The 24,970-nt window shown below is 74.2% G+C and carries 30 protein-coding genes and 1 pseudogene; 10 read left to right on the forward strand and 21 right to left on the reverse strand.

Going from position 1 to position 24,970, the window contains the following annotated elements; all coding sequences use genetic code 11:
• Positions 1-40: 40 nt before the first annotated feature.
• A complete protein-coding gene (locus ACIBK9_RS10085) occupies positions 41-946 on the reverse strand; it encodes a LysR family transcriptional regulator (protein ID WP_397156766.1) in 906 nt (301 codons plus the stop codon).
• A gap of 71 nt (positions 947-1,017) precedes the next feature.
• On the opposite strand from ACIBK9_RS10085, the gene ACIBK9_RS10090 reads away from it, so the two are divergent.
• The gene (locus ACIBK9_RS10090) at positions 1,018-1,716 is read left to right on the forward strand and encodes a gamma-glutamyl-gamma-aminobutyrate hydrolase family protein (RefSeq protein WP_397156768.1); all 699 of its coding nucleotides are present in this window, start codon (positions 1,018-1,020) and stop codon (positions 1,714-1,716) included.
• Between the two features lie 26 nt (positions 1,717-1,742).
• On the opposite strand, the gene ACIBK9_RS10095 is transcribed toward ACIBK9_RS10090, so the two are convergent.
• The gene (locus tag ACIBK9_RS10095; RefSeq protein WP_397156770.1) at positions 1,743-2,762 is read right to left on the reverse strand and encodes a hypothetical protein; all 1,020 of its coding nucleotides are present in this window, start codon (positions 2,760-2,762) and stop codon (positions 1,743-1,745) included.
• A gap of 102 nt (positions 2,763-2,864) precedes the next feature.
• Here ACIBK9_RS10095 and ACIBK9_RS10100 point away from each other — a divergent pair, with 102 nt between their 5' ends.
• Together ACIBK9_RS10100 and ACIBK9_RS10105 are read left to right on the forward strand one after the other, a co-directional pair.
• Positions 2,865-4,130 (forward strand): sensor histidine kinase, encoded by a 1,266-nt coding sequence (locus ACIBK9_RS10100; RefSeq protein WP_397156772.1) that lies wholly within the window; start codon positions 2,865-2,867, stop codon positions 4,128-4,130.
• The gene (locus tag ACIBK9_RS10105) at positions 4,111-4,782 is read left to right on the forward strand and encodes a response regulator (protein ID WP_397156774.1); all 672 of its coding nucleotides are present in this window, start codon (positions 4,111-4,113) and stop codon (positions 4,780-4,782) included. Before ACIBK9_RS10100 ends, ACIBK9_RS10105 begins: the two co-directional genes overlap by 20 nt.
• Here ACIBK9_RS10105 and ACIBK9_RS10110 read toward each other — a convergent pair.
• Both ACIBK9_RS10110 and ACIBK9_RS10115 read right to left on the reverse strand, forming a co-directional pair.
• Positions 4,779-5,210 (reverse strand): SRPBCC family protein, encoded by a 432-nt coding sequence (locus ACIBK9_RS10110; protein ID WP_397156776.1) that lies wholly within the window; start codon positions 5,208-5,210, stop codon positions 4,779-4,781. The genes ACIBK9_RS10105 and ACIBK9_RS10110 overlap by 4 nt on opposite strands.
• 157 nt (positions 5,211-5,367) lie before the next feature.
• Entirely contained in the window at positions 5,368-5,652 is a 285-nt protein-coding gene (locus ACIBK9_RS10115; RefSeq protein ID WP_397156778.1) for a hypothetical protein, read from the reverse strand.
• A 197-nt stretch (positions 5,653-5,849) separates the two neighbouring features.
• Between ACIBK9_RS10115 and ACIBK9_RS10120 the strand changes: the two genes are divergently transcribed.
• A complete protein-coding gene (locus tag ACIBK9_RS10120; RefSeq protein ID WP_397156780.1) occupies positions 5,850-6,317 on the forward strand; it encodes a GNAT family N-acetyltransferase in 468 nt (155 codons plus the stop codon).
• A 25-nt stretch (positions 6,318-6,342) separates the two neighbouring features.
• Here ACIBK9_RS10120 and ACIBK9_RS10125 read toward each other — a convergent pair whose 3' ends face one another.
• From ACIBK9_RS10125 to ACIBK9_RS10135, 3 genes are all read right to left on the reverse strand, one after another.
• On the reverse strand, positions 6,343-6,744 hold the full coding sequence (locus tag ACIBK9_RS10125; protein ID WP_397156782.1) for a hypothetical protein: 402 nt from the start codon (positions 6,742-6,744) through the stop codon (positions 6,343-6,345).
• Between the two features lies 1 nt (position 6,745).
• Positions 6,746-7,282: a dihydrofolate reductase family protein gene (locus ACIBK9_RS10130; protein WP_358286756.1), complete on the reverse strand. Its 537-nt coding sequence runs from the start codon at positions 7,280-7,282 to the stop codon at positions 6,746-6,748.
• A gap of 552 nt (positions 7,283-7,834) precedes the next feature.
• A complete protein-coding gene (locus ACIBK9_RS10135) occupies positions 7,835-8,419 on the reverse strand; it encodes a TetR/AcrR family transcriptional regulator (RefSeq protein ID WP_397156784.1) in 585 nt (194 codons plus the stop codon).
• A gap of 81 nt (positions 8,420-8,500) precedes the next feature.
• On the opposite strand from ACIBK9_RS10135, the gene ACIBK9_RS10140 reads away from it, so the two are divergent.
• The gene (locus ACIBK9_RS10140) at positions 8,501-9,325 is read left to right on the forward strand and encodes an alpha/beta hydrolase family protein (RefSeq protein ID WP_397156786.1); all 825 of its coding nucleotides are present in this window, start codon (positions 8,501-8,503) and stop codon (positions 9,323-9,325) included.
• Positions 9,326-9,355: 30 nt separating this feature from the next.
• On the opposite strand, the gene ACIBK9_RS10145 is transcribed toward ACIBK9_RS10140, so the two are convergent.
• From ACIBK9_RS10145 to ACIBK9_RS10170, 6 genes and pseudogenes are all read right to left on the reverse strand, one after another.
• Positions 9,356-9,793, reverse strand: a complete 438-nt coding sequence (locus ACIBK9_RS10145) for a GNAT family N-acetyltransferase (protein ID WP_397156788.1) — start codon at positions 9,791-9,793, stop codon at positions 9,356-9,358.
• 83 nt (positions 9,794-9,876) lie between these two features.
• Entirely contained in the window at positions 9,877-10,095 is a 219-nt protein-coding gene (locus ACIBK9_RS10150) for an HIT family protein (RefSeq protein ID WP_397156790.1), read from the reverse strand.
• A 98-nt stretch (positions 10,096-10,193) separates the two neighbouring features.
• Positions 10,194-10,304, reverse strand: a pseudogene (locus ACIBK9_RS10155) (HIT family protein); the annotation flags it as partial.
• A 48-nt stretch (positions 10,305-10,352) separates the two neighbouring features.
• On the reverse strand, positions 10,353-11,267 hold the full coding sequence (locus ACIBK9_RS10160; protein WP_397156792.1) for an RNA polymerase sigma-70 factor: 915 nt from the start codon (positions 11,265-11,267) through the stop codon (positions 10,353-10,355).
• A gap of 108 nt (positions 11,268-11,375) precedes the next feature.
• Entirely contained in the window at positions 11,376-11,975 is a 600-nt protein-coding gene (locus tag ACIBK9_RS10165; RefSeq protein ID WP_397156794.1) for an SRPBCC family protein, read from the reverse strand.
• 68 nt (positions 11,976-12,043) lie between these two features.
• Positions 12,044-12,388, reverse strand: coding sequence for a hypothetical protein (locus tag ACIBK9_RS10170; protein ID WP_397156796.1), 345 nt, complete (start codon positions 12,386-12,388; stop codon positions 12,044-12,046).
• A gap of 147 nt (positions 12,389-12,535) precedes the next feature.
• On the opposite strand from ACIBK9_RS10170, the gene ACIBK9_RS10175 reads away from it, so the two are divergent.
• A complete protein-coding gene (locus ACIBK9_RS10175; protein WP_397156798.1) occupies positions 12,536-13,219 on the forward strand; it encodes a TetR/AcrR family transcriptional regulator in 684 nt (227 codons plus the stop codon).
• Positions 13,220-13,311: 92 nt separating this feature from the next.
• On the opposite strand, the gene ACIBK9_RS10180 is transcribed toward ACIBK9_RS10175, so the two are convergent.
• The 3 genes from ACIBK9_RS10180 to ACIBK9_RS10190 form a co-directional block, all read right to left on the reverse strand.
• Positions 13,312-13,680: a dihydrofolate reductase family protein gene (locus tag ACIBK9_RS10180; protein ID WP_397156800.1), complete on the reverse strand. Its 369-nt coding sequence runs from the start codon at positions 13,678-13,680 to the stop codon at positions 13,312-13,314.
• A 69-nt stretch (positions 13,681-13,749) separates the two neighbouring features.
• Entirely contained in the window at positions 13,750-13,920 is a 171-nt protein-coding gene (locus tag ACIBK9_RS10185) for a hypothetical protein (protein ID WP_397156802.1), read from the reverse strand.
• A 61-nt stretch (positions 13,921-13,981) separates the two neighbouring features.
• Positions 13,982-14,635 (reverse strand): TetR/AcrR family transcriptional regulator, encoded by a 654-nt coding sequence (locus ACIBK9_RS10190; protein WP_397157568.1) that lies wholly within the window; start codon positions 14,633-14,635, stop codon positions 13,982-13,984.
• A gap of 81 nt (positions 14,636-14,716) precedes the next feature.
• Here ACIBK9_RS10190 and ACIBK9_RS10195 point away from each other — a divergent pair, with 81 nt between their 5' ends.
• The gene (locus ACIBK9_RS10195) at positions 14,717-15,658 is read left to right on the forward strand and encodes an alpha/beta hydrolase family protein (RefSeq protein WP_397156804.1); all 942 of its coding nucleotides are present in this window, start codon (positions 14,717-14,719) and stop codon (positions 15,656-15,658) included.
• Here the strand turns inward: ACIBK9_RS10195 and ACIBK9_RS10200 are convergent.
• From ACIBK9_RS10200 to ACIBK9_RS10215, 4 genes are read right to left on the reverse strand one after another with little or no spacing between them, the layout of a single operon-like run.
• Entirely contained in the window at positions 15,637-16,536 is a 900-nt protein-coding gene (locus ACIBK9_RS10200) for a GNAT family N-acetyltransferase (protein ID WP_397156806.1), read from the reverse strand. The genes ACIBK9_RS10195 and ACIBK9_RS10200 overlap by 22 nt on opposite strands.
• Positions 16,537-16,547: 11 nt before the next feature.
• A complete protein-coding gene (locus ACIBK9_RS10205; RefSeq protein ID WP_358286771.1) occupies positions 16,548-17,192 on the reverse strand; it encodes a response regulator transcription factor in 645 nt (214 codons plus the stop codon).
• Positions 17,183-18,283 carry a sensor histidine kinase gene (locus ACIBK9_RS10210; RefSeq protein ID WP_397156808.1) on the reverse strand — a complete coding sequence of 367 codons (1,101 nt, stop codon included), beginning with the start codon at positions 18,281-18,283 and terminating at the stop codon, positions 17,183-17,185. Before ACIBK9_RS10210 ends, ACIBK9_RS10205 begins: the two co-directional genes overlap by 10 nt.
• Positions 18,267-18,884 carry a DedA family protein gene (locus ACIBK9_RS10215; RefSeq protein ID WP_397156810.1) on the reverse strand — a complete coding sequence of 206 codons (618 nt, stop codon included), beginning with the start codon at positions 18,882-18,884 and terminating at the stop codon, positions 18,267-18,269. The genes ACIBK9_RS10210 and ACIBK9_RS10215 overlap by 17 nt, the downstream gene beginning before the upstream one ends.
• Before the next feature lie 101 nt (positions 18,885-18,985).
• On the opposite strand from ACIBK9_RS10215, the gene ACIBK9_RS10220 reads away from it, so the two are divergent.
• Both ACIBK9_RS10220 and ACIBK9_RS10225 read left to right on the forward strand, forming a co-directional pair.
• Positions 18,986-21,709 carry a DEAD/DEAH box helicase gene (locus ACIBK9_RS10220; RefSeq protein WP_397156812.1) on the forward strand — a complete coding sequence of 908 codons (2,724 nt, stop codon included), beginning with the start codon at positions 18,986-18,988 and terminating at the stop codon, positions 21,707-21,709.
• Positions 21,706-22,854 carry an SWIM zinc finger family protein gene (locus tag ACIBK9_RS10225; protein ID WP_397156814.1) on the forward strand — a complete coding sequence of 383 codons (1,149 nt, stop codon included), beginning with the start codon at positions 21,706-21,708 and terminating at the stop codon, positions 22,852-22,854. The genes ACIBK9_RS10220 and ACIBK9_RS10225 overlap by 4 nt, the downstream gene beginning before the upstream one ends.
• A 22-nt stretch (positions 22,855-22,876) precedes the next feature.
• Here ACIBK9_RS10225 and ACIBK9_RS10230 read toward each other — a convergent pair whose 3' ends face one another.
• Positions 22,877-24,349 carry a pyridoxal phosphate-dependent decarboxylase family protein gene (locus ACIBK9_RS10230; RefSeq protein WP_397156816.1) on the reverse strand — a complete coding sequence of 491 codons (1,473 nt, stop codon included), beginning with the start codon at positions 24,347-24,349 and terminating at the stop codon, positions 22,877-22,879.
• Positions 24,350-24,455: 106 nt separating this feature from the next.
• On the opposite strand from ACIBK9_RS10230, the gene ACIBK9_RS10235 reads away from it, so the two are divergent.
• Entirely contained in the window at positions 24,456-24,962 is a 507-nt protein-coding gene (locus ACIBK9_RS10235) for a ricin-type beta-trefoil lectin domain protein (RefSeq protein WP_358286777.1), read from the forward strand.
• The last annotated feature ends 8 nt before the right edge of the window (positions 24,963-24,970 follow it).

A 24,970-nucleotide genomic window follows, 5' to 3' on the forward strand; every position in this document is an offset into this window, starting at 1 on the left:
CCAGCCGCCCCACACGGACCGGGCCGGACGGCCGACGGCGTCAGCCCGCCGGACGGCGACCGGCCCGCGGCGTCAGGCCGGCGGGCCGGTCAGGGCCGGTCAGGGCCGTTGCCAAGGCGGCGGCCGGGCCGGGCGGCAGCGCGCCGTGCACCAGCTCCACGCGGTGCACCAGGCGCGGCGCCACCAGCGGCACCCCCCGCCCGGCCGAGGCGGGCAGCAGGGTCAGCCCGTGCCCGGCGGCCACCAGGTTGAGCACGGTGTGCACGTCGTCGCCCTGGTAGACCAGCGCGGCGGCGAACCCGTCACCGGCCAGGTCGCGCAGGCGCGGCAACGGGCACAGCGGCGTCTGCAGCCAGCGGGCGTCGACGAGGTCGGCCAGCCGCAGCGCCCGGCGTCCCGCCAGCGGATGCCCTGGCGGCAGCGCCACCACCAGGTCCTCCTCGCTGACGCCCACCGTGGTCATCGGGCCCGACTCCGGCAGGCGCAGCGGGTCGCTGGGCGCGGCGATGCCGTCGGCCAGCCCCAGCTCGGCCTCCCCCTCGGCCAGCAGCTCGGCCAGCCGCTCCCGGTCACAGGTGCGCACCTCCACCCGCAGCCGCGGCTGGGCGGCGCGCGCCTCGGCCAGCCGTCCGGCCAGCACCGCGTTGACCGCCAGCGGGGTCGCGGCCAGCCGCAGCCGGTGGGCCGGCTGGGCCGCCGCGCGCAGCACGTCGGCGCGCGCCGCCCGCAGGCGCAGCAGCAGCGGCCCCGCGTGCTCCAGCAGCCGCTCACCGGCCGGGGTCGGTTCCACCGGGCGGCGGCCGAGCAGCGGCAGCCCCAGATCGGCCTCCAACGCCGCCACCTGCTGGGAGATCGCCGACTGGGTGTAGCCGAGCTCGTGGGCGGCGGCCGAGAAGGAGCGCAGGCGGGCCACCGTCACGAACGTGCGCAACAGATTCGGGTCCATCAGTAATGCTTATAGCAGGTGCAGACATCATCGTTGGCGCTTAAGGACGGGTGGAGGTCAGGATGGGAGGCATGAGAATCGCCCTGGTCGCAGACCGTTCACCCGGCGTCCGGTCCCACGCCCGCGTCCCCCGCCTGATCGAGGCGCTGCGCGAACGCGACGGCATCGCCCTGGACCCCTACTGGATCCCCACCACCGAGGCCGACGACCTCGACGGCTTCGACGGCATCTGGATCATGCCCGGCAGCCCGTACGCCAGCGAGGCCGGCGCCGTCAACGCAGCCCGCACCGCCCGCGAGCGGCGCATCCCGTTCCTGGGCACCTGTGGCGGCTTCCAGCACATGCTGCTGGAGTACGGCCGCAACGTGTGCGGGCTGGACGTCGAGCACGCCGAGAACACCCCCGGCGCCGGGGCGTTCCTGCTGGAGCCGCTGTCGTGCTCGCTGGCCGGGCACGAGGGGCTGGTGCGCCTGACCCCCGGCTCGCGGATCGAGCAGATCATGGGGACCACGTCCATCGTCGAGGCCTACAGCTGCTCCTACGGCCTCAACGACGCCTACCGCGGGACGCTGGCCGAGCACGGGCTCGTCTTCTCCGGCCACGCCGAGGACGGCATGGTGCGGGTGGCCGAGCTGCCCGGCCACCCGTTCTTCGTCGGCACGCTGTTCCAGCCGGAGCTGGCCGGCGACGGGCGGCGTCCGCACCCGCTGATCGCCGCGTTCGCCGCCGCCGTGCAGCGCCAGGCCCAGCCCGCCGCCGTGGCCCGCTGAACGTCAGTCCGTTCGGGCGCTGCGGGTCAGCGCGTACGGGCCGGCGGTGCGAGTCGGCCCGTACGGCGGGCCAGCAGCGCCAGGAGAGCGGCCGTCACCAGGCCGAGCACGGTGAGCGAGACCCGGTCGGCGGCCGTCTGGGCGTTGGCGAGCACGCCGAAGGCGGTGTGCCCGATCAGCGCGCCGCCCGCCAGCGCCAGGCTGTGCCGGTCGCCCCAGCCGCCGTGCGCGGCCCACCGCCGTAGCAGCAGCGAGGCCACCACGGCCAGCAGCGCCGCGGCCGCCATCGGCGCCGCCACCCAGCTGCCCTGGGTGAAGGCCGGATGCCGGGCCCCGCCGAAGGGGAACAGCAGCGCCAGATACCCGAACGCGACGACCGCGGCCCCCACCGCCACCAGCGCCGGAGCGGGCACGCCCGCCGCCCCCCCGGCCGCCTGCGCCGACCCGGCCGGCGGCGGGGGGACGACCCGCAACGCCAGGACGGCCAGCGCCGCCACCGCCAGCAGCATCCCCGCCTGCACCGGCCACGGCGCCAGGTAGCCGGGGTCCATGAAGGCCGCCGTCCAGCGCAGCAGCAGCACGCCCAGCACGAACACCACGCCCGCCACCACCAGCCCGGCCCGTCCCAGGTAGGGGCGGTGGCGCAGCGCCGGGAACAGCAGGTCGGCCAGCAGGATCGGCAGCGCCACGCTGAACACCGCGTGGTAGGGGATGTTCAGCTCGGTGTAGGCGGTGTTGAGGCCCAGGACACGCGGCGCCCACCCCGCCGCGCCGTACAGGGTGGGGCTGGTCAGCGCCTGCAGCGCCAGCCCCTCCTCCACGATCCCGTACGCCGCCCCCAGCAGCAGCACCGACCCCCACCCGCGACCGGCACGGCGTACCAGCTCGCGGATCAGGACGGTGCCCGCGCCGTAGATCGGCGTCCACACCAGCAGCAGCCACGCCTGGCGCAGCGGCGGATTGCCCAGCGTGAGCTCGGCGACGACCGGGGTGAGCCCGGCCAGGACGAGCGCGGCCCACCGGCCGCGTGCCTGAAGGGAGACCATGCCCCCACGTTCCCGTCCCGCGCGGGGGCGGCGCTGCTGCCTTGCGGCCGGTCCGTGGCCACCGCGGTCGCGCACCGGGCACGACTTTGGTTGCCACGGCCGGTGACCACGGTTGCCGCCCGGCACGGCGGGTGGGGGCTACGATCGGCCATGGTGTTCGGGGCGAACGGCCCGCAGACGGGCGACGAGAATCAGGGCGGGCGGTCGCGGCGGGAGCGGGTCGCGGTTGCCGGAGGGGTCGTGCTCGCCCTGGCCGGCGCCGTCTCGGTGGTGTGGGGCGACCTCGCGCCCGGCACACCCGGCTGGCACCTGTGGGCCGACGTGACCGGCGGCGCGGCGGCGTGCGCGGCGCTGTGGTGGTGCCGCCGCCGTCCGGTGGCCGCCGGGCTGGCCGCCGTCGCGCTGGCGATCCCGGCCGCCGCCGCCTCGGTCGCCGCCGGGATCGCCACGCTGGTCGTCGCGCTCCGCCGGCGTCCGCCCGCGGCCGTGGCCGTCGGGGCGGCGTGGGTGGCCGCCTCGCTGGCCAGGTTCGCCCTGCGGCCGCCGGGGCTGGCGCCGTACCCGGTGTGGGCGCTGGTCGCGGTGCTGTTCGGCGGGGCGGTCACCGGCTGGGGCATCCTGGCCAGGACCCGCCGGCAACTGCTGGCCTCGCTGGCCGAACGCGCCCGCCGCGCCGAGGCCGACCAGCGGCAACGCGCCGAGGAGGCGCGCCGCGCCGAACGCCTGGACATCGCCCGCGAGATGCACGACGTGCTGGCCCACCGGCTGTCGCTGCTGGCCGTGCACGCCGGCGCGCTGCGCTTCAACGCCGCCGCCACGCCCGCCGAGGTCGCCGAGGCGGCCGAGGTCATCCGCGCCAGCGCCCACCAGGCGCTGCAGGAGCTGCGCGGCGTCATCGGCGTGCTGCGCCGGCACCCCGGCGACCAGCCCGCCTCGGCCGAGCGGCCCTCCGCCGAGCAGCCGCCGGCCGGGCTGGAGCCGCTGGTGACGGAGTCACGGCGGGCCGGGATGCGCATCGACCTGCGCGAACACGGCATACGCTTCGCCGACCTGCCCGAGCCGACCCGGCGCACCGCCTACCGCGTCGTCCAGGAGGGCCTGACCAACGCCCGCAAGCACGCCCCCGGCCGGACCGTCACCGTCGAGGTGCGCGGCACGGCCGGCCGGGAGCTGACCGTCGAGGTGCGCAACCCGCCGCCCGCCGGGCCGCGGGCGGAACTGGCCGACACCGGCGCCGGGGCGGGGCTGGCCGGCCTGGAGGAACGCGTCACCCTGGCAGGCGGCAGGCTGGACCGCGGACCGGCCGGCGACGGCGGGTTCCGGCTGGCCGCACGGCTACCATGGCCCCGTGGAGGAGTCGCGGAGTGAGCCCGGCCCGATCCGGGTGCTGATCGTCGACGACGACGCGCTCGTCCGCACCGGGCTGACCCTGATGCTCAAAGGCGCGCCCGACCTGCGCGTGGTCGGGGCCGTGGCCGACGGCGGGCAGGTCCAGGCCGCGGTCGCCGAGCACTCCCCCGACGTGGTGCTGATGGACATCCGCATGGCCGGCCTCGACGGCATCGAGGCCACCCGGCGGCTGCGCGCCCGCACCGGCGCCCCGCAGGTGATCATCCTGACCACCTTCGACGCCGACGAGCACGTCTTCCGGGCGTTGCGCGCCGGAGCCGGCGGGTTCCTGCTCAAGGACACCCCGCCCGAGGGCATCGTCGAGGCCGTCAAACGGGTGGCGGCCGGGGAGCCCAGCCTGTCGCCCAGCGTCACCCGCCGCCTGATCGCCCACCTGATGCCCGAGGAGGACGACCGGCGGCGCGCCGAGGCCCGCCGCGTGCTGTCGGCCCTCAGCGAGCGGGAGCGCCAGGTGGCGCTCGCCGTCGGGCAGGGCAAGCCCAACGCGGTCATCGCCGGTGAGCTGCACATGAGCGTGGGCACCGTCAAGGGCTACATCTCGCGCGTCCTGACCAAGGCGGGCCTGGACAACCGGGTGCAACTGGCTTTGGTCGTCCACGACGCCACCTAACGGGCCGGCGCCTCCAGCAGGCGCGCCAGCCTGCGCAGCGAATGCCGGGCCAGGGCCGTCACCACCGGACGTCCCAACGGCCACAACGCCCGGCCGGCCGCGCCCAGCGGCAGCAGCAGCTCCTCGGCCCAGATCACCCGGCTGCCGCCCCGCCACGGCCGCACCCGGATCGCGCCCCGCCCGCGCACGATCCGCCCGGTGTGCTCCATCAGCACGTACGACGGCGGCTCGAAGGCCACGATCGTCATCGTGTCCAGGAACCCCACCGGCCGCACCCCGGTGTAGGCCTCCACCCGGTGCTCGCCCACCTGCCGCGCCGACGTCATGAACATCCACTCGCGGTGCCGCGGCCAGTCGGTGATCAGCGCGAACACCTCCTCCGGGCGCGCGGCCACCTCCACCGCCGCACCGGCGTACACCGGTCTCATCCCTGGCCTCCTCGTGTGCCGGTTCATCCGACATGAGATACGTGCTCATGATCCTGCCGGACGAACCCGGCGCGGGCGCAGGGGTGGGCATGAGAAGGTCCCGCCGCCGGGCTGAGGACTGGGGAAGTCAGACCCGGCGGCGGGACCGGCATCGGGATCACGACCCCGGCGAGGAGCTCCCGCCGTGGCCGGCCATGCCGTACGCGGTGGGGTACGGCATGGCGCGGCCGGCCGGGCGGTACGCGGTTGCGCTGCGGACAACGGCCGGCCCCGCGTCATGGGGGTGACCGTCGGGGTGACCGTGGTGACCGCAGCGGCTCGCGGCCCTGACCGGGGACGTGCCCGTGCCCGTCGCGGCCCGAGCCGCGACTTCGCCGCCGGCGAGCGTGACCGTCGGCACCTCGACGACGGCCCCCGGCTCGCTGACGGCTGTGCCTGTCATGCGCTCCTCCTCCCTGCCCGAGCGGGCGACTCTGCACCGTGACTACCCCATGTCACTCTCCGTGAAGCTCGATGGCCGGGTAAAATCCCCGGTCAGCAGCCCAAAGGCAGGACTGCGATCACGTTGGGTGAGGGAAACGGCGGCGCGGGAGGCGGGTCCGCCGGAACTGTCGGTGCCTGGTGGCACACTCGGCGGTCATGAGCGATGACGTGCGGCTGCGGTCAGTCCTGCAGGCCGATCTGGAGGTGTTCCTGGAGCACGAGCACGACGAGGAGGCCGTCCGGCGGTCCAGGTTCGCCCCTCGCGAGCGGGCGGCCTTCATGACCCACTGGACCACCCGGGTGCTCGGCGATCCCACCGTCCTGGTGCGCACGGTCACGGTCGGGGGTGAGGTGGCCGGGAACGTGGTGTCCTGGTGGGAGGGCGAGCGGCGGTTCGTCGGCTACTGGCTGGGCCGCCCCTTCTGGGGGCGCGGCGTCGGCACCGCGGCTCTGGGGCTGTTCCTGGCGGAGGAGAAGACCAGGCCCCTGTACGCCGACCCGTTCGCGGGCAACACCGGCTCGGTGCGGCTGCTGGAACGCCACGGGTTCCAGCGCGCCGGCACGGTCCGGCACGGCCAGGACGAGCATCTGCTGCTGGTGCTGGGCGACGACCTGTCCGCCTGACCGGTCAGGCGGGTGGCGGCCGGGGTCAGCTGCGGCCGCCCGTGAAGGGGGGTTCGCCGTCCTTCAGTGCGCGGAAGCGCAGCGCCGACCACGTCTCGTCCACCGCGACCTGGCCGTTGGGACGCAGCCCGTACTCGCCGACGATGGGCCAGAGCGTGTCGCGGTTGATGTCGGACTTGTTGCCCTTGGGGTAGGCCACCCAGACCACGGGCGGCGCGGTGATCTCGTCGCGGTGCTCGTCCAGGATGCGGCGGGCCGCGGCGGCGTCGGGGGCGAAGATCAGCGCGACGTCCGCCTCCTTGACGGATCCGGCCTCGTGGGCGCCCTCGGGCAACGGCCCCAGGAGCGGCCGATGGGCGGGGTCGGAGACCCACACGGTGGTCGCCGGCTTGATGAGCAGCTTGTCGGCGACGGTCTTGGCGGCCATGTCATGCCCTCGTGTAGATCAGGTTCAGCACGCCGGTGCTGAAGGTGGTGGAGGCGGTCAGGGTGAGCGGGATCTGCTCGCGCGCGTCGTCGAACAGGCGCTTGCCCGAGCCGACGACGATCGGGTGGAGCAGCAGGTTGAGCTCGTCGAGCAGGCCCTCGCGCAGCAGCGAGACGACCAGGGTGCCGCTGCCGACGACCGAGATGTTCCCGCCGGGGCCCTCCCGCAACGCCGCCAGGTCGGCCAGGCTCACGACCTCGGTGTTCTGCCAGGACGGCGAGGTCAGCGTGGTGGAGACGACGTACTTGGTCGAGGAGTTCATCGCCTCGGCCATCGGCTCCTTCTCGGGGTCCTGGTGCGGCCAGTATCCGGCGAACTCCTCGTAGGTGTGCCGGCCCAGCAGCATGGCGTCGGCGGCCTGCATCTGCGCGCCGACCGACTGGCCCATCTCGTCGTTGAAGTACGGGAAGTGCCAGGTGTCGGGGGCCTCGACGACGCCGTCGAGGGAGATGAACAGGCCCGCGGTGATCTTTCGCATGATTGTCGCTCCTTGAGTTACTGAGGTGGCTCAACCTTCCCACCGACAAATGAAGTTGTCAAGACGACTTCCGTTGTCCGAAGTGCGCGTTCGGGCCTGCTGGGCAGGTGGTGGCGGGGCCGGAAGGCAGGGGCTGCGTGACGAAGGAACGGAGCGGTAGAACCAGCACGGCTCCGGCGCGGGCCGCCCCCTTCGGGAGGGAGCGAATCTGCGCACCCGCCCGGCCGGGCGGCGGCTCTCGGGCCGAGGGCGCTGGGGGTGGACCTCCGGGCATGCGCCGCCATCGCGACGGGCGGGGATCCGGACCGCAGGTCACGGAGGATGCCTCCTGGCCTGGTGCGGCGAGGATGCCGTAGGGGCGGCCCTTAGGGCGGAAGCCGCCTTCACCACGGATGGGGGTCCCGTGGGGGCTGCGGGAACGGCTCGCCAGTGGAGGGGTCTCCGGTCGCGGGTCGCCCCGGAACGCTCTGGATCAGTCGCGGAACGGCTTCGGTGTCGGTCGCGGGGAACGTTCCGACCTTAGGTGGAAGGGCTTCCAGGGGCGGGGAGCGTTCAGGGGGTTGTGGCGGACAGGAGGGTCAGAGCGGCCTGGAGGGCGTGGTCGGCGGCGGCTGCGCTGTCATGATGGGCCGCGACGACGGTCGCGCCCTCGACCAGCATCAGCAGCTGCCGCCCCACCAGCCCTGGATCGCCGGCCCCGGCGCGTTCGGCGATGCCGGTCAGCAGCTCAAGGTAGCGGTCCAGGTGGCGGGCGGTGATGGCCCGTACGGGGTCGGCGTGGTGCTGGGCGGCGGCGTTCAGCAGGGCGCAGCCGCGAAAGCCCGGGTCGCCGTACCACTGCCGCAGGGCGTCGAACACCGCGGCCAGCTGGGCGCGCGGATCGTCGCCCACGGCCTCGACCCGGCCGGCCAGCCAGCGGGCGACCCGGTCGCTGCGCTCCCGGAGGACGGCCTCGACCAGGCCCTCCTTGGTGCCGAAGTGCCGGTACAGGGTCTCCTTGGAGATGCCGATCCCGGCGCACAGCCCGGCGACGCCGATGCCGTCGAGCCCACGCTCGTACAGCAGGTCGGTGGCGGCGCTCAGGATGGCGGCGCGGGTGCGGGCGGGGTCGATCGTGGAGCCTTTGGCCACGGGCATGGGTTGGATAGTACCGGTCGGTTCGATCGGCTGCTAACGTCTCGGGTCGTACTGACCGGTTCGATCTCGGGGAGTTCACCCATGTTTGACCCGCTTGCCGCTGACCCGCCGCGCGACCCCGACTTCCCGGCCACCACGCCGCACGTGACGTTCGACAGCGGCGGCGAGCGCCTGCTCGGCGTGCTGCACCTGCCCGCCGGACGCGGCCCGCACCCCGTCGTCGTGCTGCTGCACGGATTCCCCGGCAACGAGCGCAACTTCGACCTCGCCCAGACGCTGCGCCGCGCCGGCTACGCCGCCCTGGTGTTCCACTACCGCGGATCATGGGGCGTGGGCGGCACCTGGTCCTGGGGGCACGTGCTGGAGGACGCCGCCGCCGTCGTCGCCGCGCTGCCCGGCCTGGCCGCCGCCCACCGGCTCGACCCGCGGCGCCTGGCGCTGGTCGGCCACAGCATGGGCGGGTTCGCGGCGCTGACGACGGCCGCGGCGGACCCGTCCGTGACCGCCGTCGCCTCCGTCGCCGCGTTCGACCTGGGCGTGGCCGCCGCGCTGTGCCGCGCCGACGCCGAGGTGCGGGGCGGGTACGTCAAGGCGTTCGACGGCGAGCTGGCCCCCCTGCGCGGCACCAGCGGGCAGGCGCTGGTCGAGGAGATGGAGGCGAACGGCGACGCCTGGCGCCTGGCCCGGCTCGCGCCCCGGCTGGCCGGCCGCCCCGTGCTGCTCGCCGGCACCGGCCACGACGTCGTCACGCCGCACGAAGTGCACCACGAGCCCTTGGTCGCCGCCTACCGGGCACACCCCGTCGAACGCCTCGAAGACCACCTCTTCCCCACCGACCACGCCCTGTCGGACCACCGCGTCACCCTGGCCCGCACGATCCTCGGCTTCCTCGAACGCTCCCTGTGACGGCCGCGCCCTGCCTCGGGCGGCGGGCCGTCAGGAGGGACGGGCCACGTACGCGTGCTTGGCGTCGCCGGAGAAGCCGCAGGCGCGGTAGAAGGCGTGGGTCGCAGGCCGGCGCGAGCTCGTCATCAGCATCGCCTTGTAACAGCCGGCCTCCCACGCGGCCTGGAGGGTGGCGGCCATGATCTGCTTGCCCAGCCCGGCGCCCCGCCGGGACGCCTCGACGACGACGTTCTCGATCACGGCGTACGGCGAGGCCGACCGGGTGAGGTTGGGGATCACGTTGAGATAGGTCGTCGCGACGACGGCCCCGTCCAGTTCCAGTACGAAGAGACGCAGCGCGGGGGATGCGAGGATCTGCCGGAAGACCGCCGCATCCGACCCGTCCACGACCTCCGGGTCATCCGGCTGCAACTGCCGGTACAGGCGGACGATGTGCTCGAAGTCGTCAAGCCGGGCCTCGCGGAACATGCGGGGAGCCTAACAACATGCCGCACCCGCCTCGGTGCCCGTCGCCGCTCCCGCGGCCGGCCCCAGGTCAGCGGGCCAGCGGGTCAGCGCGGCAGAGCGGCACGGATCAGCGCCGCGTCCTGGTCGAGCCGGGCGCGCGAGCGGCTGCGCCACTCGGCGCTGACCACCACGCCGTCGCCCGCGAAGCGCGGCACGACGTGCAGGTGGAGGTGGAAGACCTCCTGACCGGCGGCCTCGCCGTCGGCCAGCGACAGCCGCACCCCCTCGCAACGCAGCCCCGAGGCCCGCAGCGCGGCCGCCACCCGCCGGGCCGCCCGCCAGATCGGCCCGCCGACCGCGTCGCCGGCCTCGGCCAGGCCGGGACGTGCGCGCGCGGGATCACCAGGACGTGACCGGGCGTGGCCGGATGGAGGTCGAGGATCGCCAGGACGTCGTCGTCGCCGTAGACCACGCTGGCCACGGCCCGCCCGGCGACGATCTCGCAGAACACACACGCTTCCATACCGGTCATGATCGGCGACGACGGACGGCGGCCGCACCCGGATTTCCCCGCGGCCCGTCAGCGGCTCACGACGGTCTCATGCCCGATCCGCGACAACTTGCCGGGATTGCGCACGGCGTACAGGCCGCTGATGAGGCCGCCGTCCAGGCGGATCGCCACGACGCTGTCGATCTCGCCGTCGAGGTCGACGAGCAGCGCCGGATGGCCGTTGACGTGGGCCGGGCGCAGACGGGCCGTCCCGGCGAGCCTGGACAGCACCCCGGCCACCGTGGCCGCGCCCTCGATCGGCGCCAGCGCCGCCCGCACCACGCCGCCGCCGTCGGTGAGCAGGACGACGTCAGGAGCCAGCAGGTCGAGCAGACGCTGCAGGTCGCCGGTCTCGATCGCGCTCTGGAAGGCCGCCAGCGCCTGACGCGCCTGCTCGGCCGACACGCTCGCCCGGGGACGGCGTGCGGCCACATGCCCCCGGGCGCGGTGGGCGATCTGCCGCACCGTCGCCGGGGTCTTGCCGACGGCCTCGCCGATCTCGTCGTACTCCAGGCCGAACACCTCGCGCAGCACGAACACCGCGCGCTCGGTGGGATGGAGGGTCTCCAGCACCAGCAGCATCGCCATCGAGACGCTCTCGGCCAGCTCGACGTCCTCGGCCACGTCCGGCGAGGTCAGCAGCGGCTCGGGCAGCCACGGCCCGACGTAGGACTCCTTGCGCCGGCGCATCGTGCGCAGCCGCGTCAGCGCCTTCCTGGTGACCATGCGGACCAGGAAGGCGCGCCGGTCACGCACGGACTCCAGCTCGACCGACGCCCACCGCAGCCAGGTCTCCTGCAGGATGTCCTCGGCGTCGGCGGCCGAGCCCAGCATCTCGTAGGCGACGGTGAACAGCAGGTTGCGATGCTCGACGAACGTCCGGGTCGCGCTGTCGGCCTGGTCCGCCTGGTCCGCCTGGTCCGCCGGTTCGACGCTGGTGTCCATCTCGTGCTCCCGCCTGTCGTTTCTCGACCTTGCCACACGCACCAGACGCCGGTCGCCGCCGCCGCGTGACATCCGGGGACAGTGGCGCCCGTCACATCGCTCGGGCGGTCAGCGGGACTCCGCGGCGGCCTTCAGGTCGCGCAGCCATGCCTCCAGCCCCGCGCCGAGGAGCTTGGTGGCGGTGGCCACGTCGGCCTCGACCTGGCCGCCGGTCCAGGTCTCCTCGGTGTGCACGCGCACACCGCCCTTGACCTCGGTGAACGTCCACAGGTGCACGCCACGGTCGATGCGAACGCCCGTGCCGACCGCCGGGCCGCTCCACAGCAGGCAGGCGTCGCGCTTGACGCGCCGGAGGGTGGAGGTGATGTGCATGGTGGTGGCCGGGGTGGTGGCGGTGGCCGGAGCGGGCGTGGTCCACCGCCACGACGAGCCGGGACGCAGCGGGCCGTGGTCCAGGCGCTTGCTGGACAGGACGGGCTGCTGCCAGTCGGGCCACTGCTCCACCCGCGTCTGCAGTGCGAAGATCCTGCTCAGCGGAGCCTTGATGACGATGTCGGCCCGGTAACGGATGCGGGCGGCGGCGTCGACCCCCTCCCCCCGGCACTGGGCCGCTCCGGCGGTGGCGTGGGCGGCCGGGACGTTGCCCGCCAGGACGCCGGCCACGGCGAGCGGGATCAGGATCGAGGCGACGCGGACGTTGCTGAACATGGTGTTCCTCTCATTGAGGGATCGAAGAAGTCGAGGGATCGAGGAAAGGCGGTCGGCCGGGGAGGCCGTCAGCGCCGTCCGTCCCGCACGATCGCCGCGACGAGCGCGGCGCAGGCGGCGACGATCAGCACGGCGAAGGCGGGGTGCATGTCCTTCGACAGGCTCGGCGCACGGCCGGGCCGGGCCACCCACACGGCGAACGGCGCCGCGTAGGCGAGGGCCACCAGCACGGCCGCCCACCGGACCAGCCGGTCCCGGGCATGGCGCAGTGCGCCGACCAGCACGACCGCGACCGGAACGATCGCCAGCAGCGCGAACTGGCCGACGATCATGACGGGGACCGCCCAGGCGGCGACGCTCACCGCCACCGGCGTACTACGACCGGGACGGGTGGACGGCTGGTACGTGGTCATGACGTTCCCTTCACCTGGACGGATGCGGACGGCTAGATGCTCATGCGTTCGTTAGAAGTTATAACCGCACAGAGAAAGGAGTGTCAACAACGTTCGTGATAGCCTCTAACTAAATCTCTTGGGTGTAGCGACGAAAGGCGGCACGGCATGGCGGACACCGGCACGGCGACCCCGCGCGAGCGCTACCGCGCCCAGATCCGTGCCGAGATCAAGGAACACGCCTGGCAGCAGATCGCCACGACGGGGGCCTCCGCGCTCTCCCTCAACGCGATCGCCAAACAGATGGGCATGAGCGGCCCCGCGCTCTACCGCTACTACGCCAACCGCGACGAGCTGATCACCGAACTCATCCGCGACGCCTACCGCAGCCTCGCCGACACCCTCCGCTCAACCGCCGAAAAGGCCGCCGAAAAGGCCGCCGAAAAGGCCGCCGAAGGGGGCGGGCTGACCGGGCTGGCTCACGCCGTACGAGGCTGGGCCCTGCGCGACCCCCAGCGCTACCTGCTCATCTACGGCACCCCCGTCCCCGGCTACCACGCCCCCGACGACATCACCGCCATCTCATCCCAGATCATGACCCTCCTGCTCGACGCCGCCTCGGCCGTCCCGGAACCCCGAAACCCCGGAACCCCGCTCGACCACCACCTGGCCGCCCACCGCGACTGGGCCGGCGATCATCCCGCCCCGCCCGCCGTCCTGCACCGGGCCCTCAGTTTCTGGACCCGGATCCACGGCGTGCTGTCCCTGGAACTGGCCGGCCACTTCGCCGGCATGGGCTTCGACCCCGCCCTGCTCTTCGCCGCCGAGCTGGACGACCTGCTGTCCCCCTGACCCGCACCCGCTGACCCGCTGATCCCGCGCGCACGAAAGGCCCGGCCCGCCATAGAAGGAGAGGCCGGGCCTGTGACAACAGGCAGAGCGCGTTACCGGACACCCTGGGGCAGGTGGGTCTTGGCGTCGTCGTAGGAGCCCGCACCGGCCGCCCCGGCCGGCCGGTAGACCAGGTACAGCACGCCCGTGGTGAACGTCTGCGAGCTGACCAGCTCCAGCGGGATCGAGCTGTCGCCCTCGTCGAACAGCCGCTCGCCCTTGCGCACCGCGATCGGGTGCACCAGCAGGTGCAGCTCGTCCAGCAGCCCGGCGGCCAGGAGCTGCCGCACCACCGAGACCGAGCCGCTCATCGCGATCGGGCCGCCCGGCTCGGCCTTCAGCGCCGTCACGCCCTTGACCAGGTCGCCCTGCAGCAGCTCGGAGTTGCGCCAGGTGAACTCCAGCGGCTGGCGGGAGACCACGATCTTGCGCGCGGTGCCGATCGTCCTGGCGAAGTCGGCGTCCTCGCCGCCGGCCGCCTCGCGCTCGGGTCACGCCCCAGCGAAGCTGTCGTACGTCTCGCGCCCCAGCAGCAGCGTGTCGGCCATCTGCGCCGTCACCGCCGCGCCCATCTCGTCGTTGAAGTACGGGAAGTGCCAGTCCGCCGGGTCCTGGACGACGCCGTCGAGCGAGATGAACAGGTTCGCGCTGATCTTCCTCATGATGGTTCTCCATGCGTCTCGGGATGTGCCTGAAGTCTCGCCGGGCCGGCTTACGGATCTCTTAAGGTCTTCCTTCCCGGCTGAGCCCGGCGACCAGGAGCCCGACCAGGCGGCGGGCGTCGTAGCGGGGATCGGCCTCGGCCCCGATGCACAGGTTGCCCACGCCGCGCATGAGCTCGAAGGCGTCCAGATCGCCGCGGATCTCGCCGGCGGCCGCCGCGGCCTGCAGCAGCTGGGCGCACACGGGCACCAGGCGGTTCAGGAAGTAGGCGTGCAGCGCCTGGAAACCGGTGTTGTCCGGTTGCAGCACCGCGGCCAGCCCGTGCTTGGTGACCAGGAAGTCGACGAACAGCCCGATCCACTCCCGCAACGCCGCGTACGGGCTCGGACCGGCGGCCAGCAGAGCCGGACCGGCCTGCGCGCAGGACTCCACCTGGTGGCGGTAGACGGCGATGACGAGGTCGGCCCGCGTGGGGAAATGGCGGTAGATCGTGGCGGTGCCGACGCCGGCCTCGGCCGCGATGTCGCGGATCGGCGCCTCCACGCCCGAGGCGACGAACACCGCGGCGGCCGCGCGCAGCAGGTTCTCCTCGTTGCGCCGCGCGTCGGCCCGTTTCGGCCGCGACTCCTCCACGCCGTTCCTCCCAGGGGTCGGATTGCTAAACGGGACACGGTCCCGTATCGTCGAAAACGGGACACGGTCCCGCTTGCACATCATGCCAGAGCGAAGGCCCGACGGCCAAGCCCTGCCCTCTCCCACGCCCACCTGCGGCAACTCCACCCGGAAGGCACCACCATGCCCGCATCGCCCACCGCCCCCGTCGTGTCGGTCCGGCCGGTCGTCCTGCCCGCCCCCGGACGGGGCCAGGACCTCCAGGTCCGCGTCTCGGCCCCCGCCACCGGCGACCACCTGCCCGTCGTCGTCCTGTCCCACGGCCACGGCTGGTCCATGGACGGCTACGCCCCCCTCGCCGACTTCTGGGCCGCCCACGGCTTCGCCGTCCTGCAACCGACCCATCTCGACTCCCGCACGCTCGCCCTCCCCGCCGACGACCCCCGCACCCCCCACATCTGGCGCATCAGGGTCGAAGACCTCAAGCGCGTCATCGACGGCCTCGACGTCCTGGAGAAAGCCCTGCCCGGCCTGGCCGGACGCCTGGACCGCGGCCGCATCGCCGTCGCCGGCCACTCCTGGGGAGCCCACAGCGCCAGCATGCTCCTCGGCGCCCGCATCCTGGACGCCGCCGGCCACCCAGGGCAGGACCTGTCCGACCCGCGCGTCACGGCCGGCGTGCCGCTCGCCCTGCCCGGCGCCGGCGGCCGGGACCTGTCACCGTTCGCCGCCGAGCACTTCCCCTTCATGAACCCCGCCTTCGAGTTCATGACCACCCCGGCCCTGCTGGTCGCCGGCGACAAGGACGACTCACCCCTGTCGACGCGCGGACCCGACTGGTTCACCGACGGCTACCGCCACAGCCCCGGCGACAAGAGCCTGCTGACGCTGTTCGGCGCCGAGCACACCCTCGGCGGCGTCGCCGGACACCACGTCGCCGAGACCACCGACGAGAGCCCCGAACGCCTGGCCCTGCTGCAGCGGCTCACCACCGCCTACCTGCGCACCGCGCTGAACCCCGGCGACCCCGCCTGGCCCGCCGCCCGCGCCGCCCTGGAAGCGGCCCCCCACCCCCTGGGCCGGATCGACGGCAAGCAGGCCGATCAGCCGGCCGGACGGCGGTAGCCGTAGGTCTCGTGCCGGCGGACGAAACCCAGCGAACGGTACAGCTGGCGGGCGGCCACGTTGTCGGCGTCGTGGTTCACCGTCACCGCCGTCATGCCCGCCGCCCGCATGCGGCGCATCGCGTGCAGCATCGCCGCCCGCGCCAGACCCCGCCGCTGGAACGCCGGATGCGTGCCGACCGGCTCGAAGTGACCGGTCGCGTTGCGGCCGTCGAGCCAGCCGACCGCGAAGGCCGCGATCCGGCCGTCCGGCGCCTGGACCACGATCTCGTCGGCCGGGTCGTAGCCGGGCCGCTCCATCACCGCAGAACGGTAGAGCGGCCCGGTCCAGTCGTCGCCGAACGCCGCGTTACGCGCCTCGGCCAGACCCGGAGCGTCCTGCGGCACGGCGTGCCGCACCTCGAACCCGGCCGGCGCGCCCGGCTCGGGCAGCGGGCCGCGCAGGTCACGCTCGTTGACGTGGTCCCACACCCGGAACCGCGCGAATCCGGCCCGTCCCAGCAGGCCGATCCGGGCGGCGTCGCAGTCGAGGACGTCGGTCAGCACGTACCGCTCGCCCGGGTCCATCAGGCGCGCGGTGGCGCCGGCCGCCTGCTCCAGCATGTCCAGCTCCGCTGGCCCCCCGCGCAGCCGGGGCGCGGCGAAGACGTCGAAGGCGCAGCCGAACCGCAGCAGGATCGCGATCCCGGCCAGACCGCCGGCGTCCTCCCACAGCCGGACCAGCTCGGCGGCCGGACGGCGGTCGCGCAGGTTGTCATAGACCCGGTGCGGCAGCTCACCGGCGTGGTCGTAGCCGCACCGCCCGGCCTCGGCGATCCACCCCGACAGGACCTGCCGCAGCCGCGGCAGGTCCTGGTGACGAAAGACGCGCGGACGCACGAAGGCCCCCTTCAGGACTTCAGGAAGTGCAGGACGGCCAGCACCCGGCGGCTGTACCCGCTGGCGTGCGACAGGCCCAGCTTGTCGAACAGCGAGTTGACGTGCTTCTCCACCGCGCTCTGCGACACGTGCAGCTGCCCGGCGATCGAGGCGTTGGTCATGCCCTGGGCCATGCGCTCCAGCACCTCCCGCTCGCGCGCGGTCAGCCGGGCCAGCGGATCGACCTGCGTGGTACGGGCCAGCAACTGCCGCACCACCTCCGGGTCGAAGGCCGCCCCGCCCGCCGCCACCCGCTCCAGCGCGTCCAGGAAGTCGCCGACCTGCGCCACGCGGTCCTTCAGCAGATAGCCCACGCCCTCGACGTCGGCGCTCATCAGCTCGGTGGCGTACCGCTTCTCCACGTACTGCGACAACACCAGCACCTTGACCTGCGGCCAGCGCCGCCGGATCTCCAGCGCCGCCCGCAGCCCCTCGTCGGTGTGGGTCGGCGGCATGCGCACGTCCACCACCACGACGTCGGGGGCGTGCTCGGCCACGGCCGCCACCAGGGCCTCGCCGTCGCTCACGGCGGCCGGCACCTCGTGGCCCTCCTCGCCCAGCAGGCGTACCAGACCCTCGCGCAGCAGCGTGGAGTCCTCGGCCAGGATCACCCGCACGGCAGCCCCGCCGCCACCGTCGTCGGGCCGCCGGGCGGGCTGACGACCTCGAAGGCGCCGTCCAGCGCCGCCACCCGCCGGGCCAGCCCCGACAGGCCGCCTCCCGAGGGGCGCGCGCCGCCCGTGCCGTCGTCGCTCACCCGTACGAGCACCCTGTCGTCCTCCTGTCTGACCTCGACCGTCACCATCGTGGCGGCCGCGTGCTTGGCGGCGTTGGTCACCGCCTCGCTCACCACGAAGTACGCCGCCGTCTCCACCGCCATCGGCGGCCGGCTCGGCAGGTCGCACACCACCTTGACCGGCACGCCCGCGCGTTCGGCAACCCCGGCCAGCGCCTCGCCCAGCCCGAGGGAGTCCAGCCCGCTCGGGTAGACCCGCCAGGCCACCTCGCGCAGCTCGGCCAGCGCCTGCTGGGCCTGCTCGTGCGCCTGCTCCAGCAGCTCGGGACGCCCCCGCCGGGACCGCCCGATGAGCATCGACAGCGCCACCAGGCGCTGCTGCAGCCCGTCGTGCAGGTCACGCTCGATCCGGCGGCGCTCGGAGTCGACCGCGGCCACGATCCCGGCCCGGCTCTCGGCCAGCTCGGCGATCCGGCGCTCCAGCGCCTCGGTACGGTCGGGCCCCAGCAGCCGCCCGGCCAGCCGCCGCTCCAGCGCGTGCACCCCCACCAGCCCCGACACGGCGATGAACAGCAACACGCAGCCGCCCACCAGGAAGTACAGCACCAGCGGCGGCGTCGGCGTCATCCCGTCGTAGGGCTCGCCGCGGGCCCAGGCCCCCAGCAGCAGGATCCCGGCGCGCGCGCCGAGGACCAGCAGCGCCACCACCAGCCCGCCCAGCACCCCGGCCGGGATCCTGGCGGCCAGGTAGCGCGCCGGCCGGGTGTCCCAGCCGGACAGCGCGTCCAGCGCGGCGGTGTCCAGGCGCAGGCGGCACGCCTCGAACCCGGCCAGCCCCGCCGCCAGCGCCCGCACCCGCGGCCGCCCCAGGAAGGGCAGCGTGAGCAGCAGGAACAGCGCGCCGGCGAGCGCGGTCAGCCCGCCCAGGACCACCGCGCCCAGCACCCTCAGCCCCTCAGCGGCGGTTCGCATGCCTTCCCTTACGCCGTTCCGTCAGCCGTACCGCGACGAAGACCGCGATCGCCAGCGCCACCAGGCCGATCACCACGTAGGTGCCGATCCCCACGTACGCCTCGACCAGCGACCAGTTCTCGCCGAGAAAGTATCCCGCAAGCACGAAGATGGTGTTCCAGATGGCGCTGCCGGCCGTCGTGAGCAGGGTGAACGTCACCAGCGGCATGCGCTCCACGCCCGCCGGCACGGAGATCAGGCTGCGGAAGATGGGGATCATCCGGCCGAAGAACACGGTCTTGCGGCCGTGCCGCAGGAACCACGCCTCAGTCTTCTCGATGTCGGTCACCTTGACCAGGGGCAGCTTGGCGGCGATGGCCAGCGTGCGCTCGCGGCCGAGCAGCGCGCCCACCCCGTACAGGGCCAGCGCCCCGACCACCGAGCCGAGGGTCGTGCACACCAGCACGTCGAGCAGGTCCAGCTCGCCCCTGCTGGCGGTGAAGCCGGACAGGGGCAGGATCACCTCGCTGGGCAGCGGCGGGAACAGGTTCTCCAGCATGATCGCCAGCCCGGCCCCGAAGGCGCCGAGGTTCTCCATCAACGCAATCAACCAATCCGTCATGTCCCCCAGGCTACGAATGATCCGTTATGGCGGTAATGAGGCGGACGGCCGATGTGCTCTGTGGTAAACCACACCCCGATGTACCGTACACTGTACGGCCTATGAGTGCTCTTCCGGATCTGGCGCGACACCCAGCGATCTTCCGTCCCGGCGATCCCCCCAGGTCCGGCCACCTGGTCTTCCTCGACGACCAGGGCGACGGCACGGCCACGGTGATCGAACAGGACGACGACGGACAACCTCGCGCGCGCGAGCGCGCCGTCACCGAGATCCCCGTCGCCGACGCCGTCGCCGTGCTGGCCAGGGCCCGCGCCGACGCCGCCGCCCACCCGGCCACCCGCTTCTGGGGCGCCGTCGCGCTGGTCGCCCTCCAGCTCGTCACCCGCGGCCGCATCCTGCCCGCCGTCTCGCCCGACGGCCACGACTCCTGGCGCGCCGGCCCCCTCGACGCCGCCGACGCCCGCCGCGTGCGCGAGCTGGCCGCGGCCATGCCCGCCGACGCCCGCGCCCTCCCCGTGGGCGACCTGCTGCTGCCCGACGCCGAGCCTTTGGTGCGCGCCTTCCTCGACGCCGTGGCCGACGCCATGCCGCGCTCGCCCGGAGCCGTACGCGCCACCGGCACCACCGCCTTCGCCGCCGTCAAGCCCGTCAAGGTGCCCCACCTGCGGCCCTGGGCCGAGGAGGTCTCGGCGGGGCTCGACTCCGGCGTGCGGCTCTCGCTCCGGCTGGAGGCCGACGACCTGGCCCAGGCCGACTTTCGGGCCGTCGTCCAGGTGCACGGCCTGGCCGACCCCTCGCTCGTCGTGGACGCCGCCGACCTGTGGCAGGGCCGCGACCCCGGGTTCGGCCTGCGCGCCAGGATCGAGGTCACCCTCGCCCTGCGCCGCGCCGCCCGCTCCTGGCCCCGCCTGGAACGGCTGCTGGAGCACGCCGTGCCCGACGAGCTCGCCCTCACCGACGCCGACGTGGCGGACCTGCTGACCGGCGCGGCCGACCGGCTGGCCGCCGCCGGCGTCGAGGTCCACTGGCCGCGCTCCCTGGTCCGCGGCCTGAGCGCCCAGGCCGTCGTCGGCGAACGCGACAGCGCGCCCTCCGACCTGCCCTCCTTCCTCGGCGGCCACCACCTGACCAGCTTCAACTGGCGGCTCGCGCTCGGCGGCGCCCCGCTGACCGCCGCCGAGATGGACCTGCTGGCCGAGTCCCACCGGCCCGTCGTGCGGCTGCGCGACCAATGGGTGCTCATCGACCCCGCGCTGGCCCGCAAGGCCCGCCAGCGCGACCTCAAGCCCCTGACCGGCCTGCAGGCGCTCGGCGCGGCCCTGACCGGCACGGTCGAGATCGACGGCGGGGACGAACCCGAACAGATCACCGTCGAACCCACCGCCTGGCTCGCCGACCTGCGCGACCGGCTCACCGACCCCGAACCCGTGCCGGCGCCGCCCGGCCTGGCCGCCACCCTGCGCGACTACCAGCTCCAAGGGCTGCGCTGGCTGGCCAGGATGACCTCGCTCGGCCTCGGCGGCTGCCTGGCCGACGACATGGGCCTGGGCAAGACCATCACCCTGATCGCGCTCCACCTGCACCGCGCCGGCACCGGCCCCACGCTCGTGGTCTGCCCCGCCTCGCTGCTGGGCAACTGGGAACGCGAGATCACCAAGTTCGCGCCCGGCGTCCCGGTCCGCCGCTACCACGGCAACGCCCGCACCCTGGCCGACGACGGTTTCGTGCTCACCACGTACGGCACCATGCGCCTGGACGCCGCCACCCTGGGCGCCCACCCCTGGGGGCTGCTGGTCGCCGACGAGGCCCAGCACGTCAAGAACCCCGCCTCCAGCACCGCCAAGGCGCTGCGCGAGATCCCCGCCGGCGCCCGCGTCGCCCTCACCGGCACCCCCGTGGAGAACAACCTGTCCGAACTGTGGGCCATCCTCGACTGGACCACCCCCGGCCTGCTCGGCCCCCTAACCCGCTTCAGGGCCCGCTGGGCCAAACCGGTCGAGTCCGGCGACGCCGACACCGCCGCCCGGCTGGCCCGGCTCGTCGGGCCGTTCCTGCTGCGCCGCCGCAAGAGCGACCCCGGCATCGCCCCCGAACTGCCGCCCAAGACCGAGACCGACCGGCCCGTCCCCCTCACCACCGAACAGGCCGCCCTGTACGAGGCCGTCGTCCGCGAGAGCATGACCCAGATCGAGAACGCCAAGGGCATGGCCCGGCGCGGCCTGATCGTCAAACTGCTGACCGGGCTCAAACAGGTCTGCAACCACCCCGCCCACTACCTGCACGAATCGTCCCCCCGCCTGACCGGCCGCTCGGGCAAGCTGGAACTGCTCGACGAGCTCGTCGACACGATCGTCGCCGAGGACGGCGCCGTGCTGGTGTTCACCCAGTACGTCGCCATGGCCAGGCTCCTGGAACGCCACCTGTCCGGCCGCGGCGTCGCCACCCAGCTGCTGCACGGCGGCACCCCGGTCGCCCGCCGCGAGGAGATGGTCGCCCGCTTCCAGGACGGCCACGTCCCCGTCTTCCTGCTCTCCCTCAAGGCCGCCGGCACCGGCCTGAACCTCACCCGCGCCGACCACGTCATCCACTACGACCGCTGGTGGAACCCCGCCGTGGAGGACCAGGCCACCGACCGCGCCTACCGCATCGGCCAGACGAGGCCCGTCCAGGTGCACCGGCTCATCGCCGAAGGCACGATCGAGGACCGCATCGCCGCCATGCTCGGCGCCAAGCGCTCGCTCGCCGACGCCGTCCTGGCCTCCGGCGAGGCCGCCTTCACCGAGCTGACCGACGCCGAACTCGCCGCACTCGTGGAGCTCAGATGACCGCCGTACGCGGATTCGCCGCCTTCCCCCCGCAACGCGCCGGCGCCCGCTTCGCCACCACCTGGTGGGGCCAGGCGTGGATCAAGGCCCTGGAGGACACCTCGCTCGACCAGACCCTGCTGCGCAAGGGCCGCGCCTACGCCAAGACCGGCCAGGTCGGCCCGATCACCGTCAGCCCCGGCCGGCTGGCCGCCGTCACCGAGCACGAGTACGACACCGTCGTCCGCGTCGAACAGCTCACCGACGCCGCCTGGGAACGTTTCCTCGACCAGGTCGCCGCCAAGGCCGGGCACATCGCCGCACTGCTCGACCGCGACGTCCCGCACGACCTGGTCGAGGCCGCCGAGGACGCCGCCGTGCCGCTGCTGCCCACCGTCGGCGACCTGGAGCCCGAATGCTCCTGCCCCGACTGGGGACACCCCTGCAAGCACGCCGCCGCCCTGTGCTACCAGGCGTCCTGGCTGCTGGACGGCGACCCGTTCGTCCTGCTGCTGCTGCGCGGACGCGGCGAACAGGAGCTGATCGAGGCCCTGCAGAACCGCGACCTGCCCCTCCCGGCCCCCGCCCGCGCGCCCGGCGGCGCGACCACCGAGCCGGACGCCTGCGGCGGGGTGCCCGCCGCGCAGGCGTTCGCGCTCGGCGAGCCGCCGCTGCCCGAACCGCCCCCGCCGGAGACCGCCTTCACCCCCCTCGCCCTGGACCCCGCACCCGGCGTGGACGTGGCCGCCCTGGCCGTGCTGGCCGCCTCCGCCGCCGCCCACGCCCGCCAGATCCTGCTGCACGGCCACCTGGAACCGCTGACCGAGTACCAGGACCGCGTCCGCCTGGCCGCCGAGCACGACCTCGACCTCGGCCTGGACGCCGCCGTCCAGGCCTGGCGGTACGGCGGCGCCCCCGGGCTCGACGTGCTCGAAACCCCCTGGACCCCGGCCCGCCAGGACCTGGCCAGGGCCCAGGCGCTGCTGGAGTCCGGCTGGGACGGCGACCCGCCGCCTCAGCTGGAGACCTGGCGCAACCGCTGGACCCTCGGCCCGCGCCAGGTCCGCTACGGCCGCGACGGCCGCTGGTACCCCTTCACCGAGCACGACGGCCACTGGTGGCCCGCCGGGCCGCCGGAACGCGACCCGTCCACCCTGCTCACCTGACCCCGGCAGGCGGGAGGCGAGGTCAGAGGCCGGACTCCTCGGCCTGGCCCGCCGCGGCGACCACGGCCAGCAGCCGGTCCAGGTCGCCCGGCCTGGCGTGCGGGTTGAGCAGGGTGAGCTTGAGCCGGACCCGGCCCGGGCCCGTCCCCGGCAGCTCGGTCCGGCCCACCACCGCCCGGCCCTCCCGCAGCAGCCTGCGCCGCAGCCCCGCGTTGACCTCGTCCGAGCGCGCCGGATCGGCCGGCACGTACCGGAACAGGAACGCGGTCAGCACCGGGTCGGCGTGCAGCTCCAGCCGCCGATGGGCGCGCACCGCCGCCGCGCCGTGCCGGGCCAGGTCGTGGCAGGCCTCCACCAGGCGGCCCAGCCCCGACCGGCCCAGCGTGCGCAGCGTCACCAGGATCTTGAACGCGTCGGCCCGGCGCGTGGTGCGCAGCGACAAACCCAGCAGGCTCGGGTAACCGGCCTCCTCGTCGTCGGCCGGGTTGAGATAGGCCGCCCGCCGGGCCAGCGAGGCGTACGTCTCGGCCCGGCGCACCAGGAACACCCCGGCCGCGGCCGGCTGCCAGCCGAGCTTGTGCCAGTCCAGCGACACCGAGTCGGCCAGCGCGAGACCGTCCAGGAGCGGGGCCAGCCGGTCCGACAGCAGCGCGCCACCGCCGTAGGCGGCATCGACGTGCAGCCAGGCGCCGTGCTCGGCGGCCAGCGACGCGCACGCGCGCAACGGGTCGATCGCCCCGGTGTCCGTGGTGCCCGCCGTGGCCACCACCGCCACCGGCAGCTCACCGCGCCCGGCGCTCGCCCGCAGCGCCCCGGCCAGCGCTCCGGCCTCCATCCGCAGCTCCCGGTCGACCGGGACGGCGACGACCGCGTCCTCGCCCAGCCCGAGCAGCGCCGCGGCCCGCCGGGTGGAGAAGTGCGCGGCCTCGGAGGCGAAGATCCGCAGCCGCGGCCCCCCGCCCGGCAGGCCCGCCAGCTCCGCCCGGACGCCCGCCGACCGGCCCACCGCCAGATCCCTGGCCAGCATCAGGCCCATCAGGTTGGACTCGGTGCCGCCCGAGGTCAGCACGCCGGCCGCGGCCGCCCCGAACCCCACCATCCGGGCCAGCTCGGCCAGCAGCGCCGTCTCCAGCGCGGTCGCGGCCGGCGCCTGGTCCCAGGAGTCCAGCGACGGGTTGAGCGCCGAGACCGCCAGATCGGCCGCCACCGCCACCGCCAGCGGCGGACAGTGCAGGTGCGCCGCGCAGAACGGATCGGCCGGATCAGCGCTCCCGTAGGCCAGCAGCTCGGTCAGCGCCCCCAGCCGCTCGCCCTCCGGCGCGAACGCCCGCGCCACCTCGGCGGCCAGCTCCTGGGGCGTGCGGGCGGGCAGCGCGCCGCCGCGCCGCCGCGCGCCCTCGGCCAGGGCGGCCAGCACCTCACGCAGCAGCGGCTCCAGCGCGGCCGCCCCGCCCACGCCACCGGACAGGGCCCAGCCCTTCGTCGCATCGCTCATCCGGCCACTGTGCGGCACCGGCGCCACCGCGGCCAGCGGACACCGCGATGGAACGCCATGGAACGCCCCTGAGGACAGGCACCCCGTCGACCACAAGGAGACCCGCATGCGACACCCACTCCGGATCGTGTCCGCCCTGGGCGTGGCGCTGGCCCTCGGCCTCGTCCCCGCCGCCGCACAAGCCGCCACCCCGGTCCACGTCAAGGAGGCCGAGCAGGGCAAATGCCTCGACATCCGGACCGAGGACGACATCTTCGTCCCCGGCGCCCGGCTGCAGCGCTTCACCTGCCACGACGTCAACGAGCAGCGGTGGGAGATCGTCCCGCTGGCGAGCGACTCGTTCCTGCTGCGCAACCCGCTGACCCGGCTCTGCGTGGCGGCCGACTCGGCCGGCTTCGGCGCGCAGGTGGTGGAACGGGCCTGCGGCGACGCCGACCCCGCCGTCCGCTGGTTCACGCTGGGCGGGGTGCCGTTCGTCAAGGGGTCGGGGTTCAACCAGATCCGCTCGTCCCTGGCGCCGGGCAGCTGCCTGGACACCCTGGACACCTTCGTCAAGATCTTCCCCTGCTCGCCGGGGCTGACCAACAAGGCCCAGCTGTGGGCCGCGGTCTGACCTCGTGG

The organism is Nonomuraea sp. NPDC050227 (genome assembly GCF_044459705.1).
GTDB lineage: Bacteria > Actinomycetota > Actinomycetes > Streptosporangiales > Streptosporangiaceae > Nonomuraea.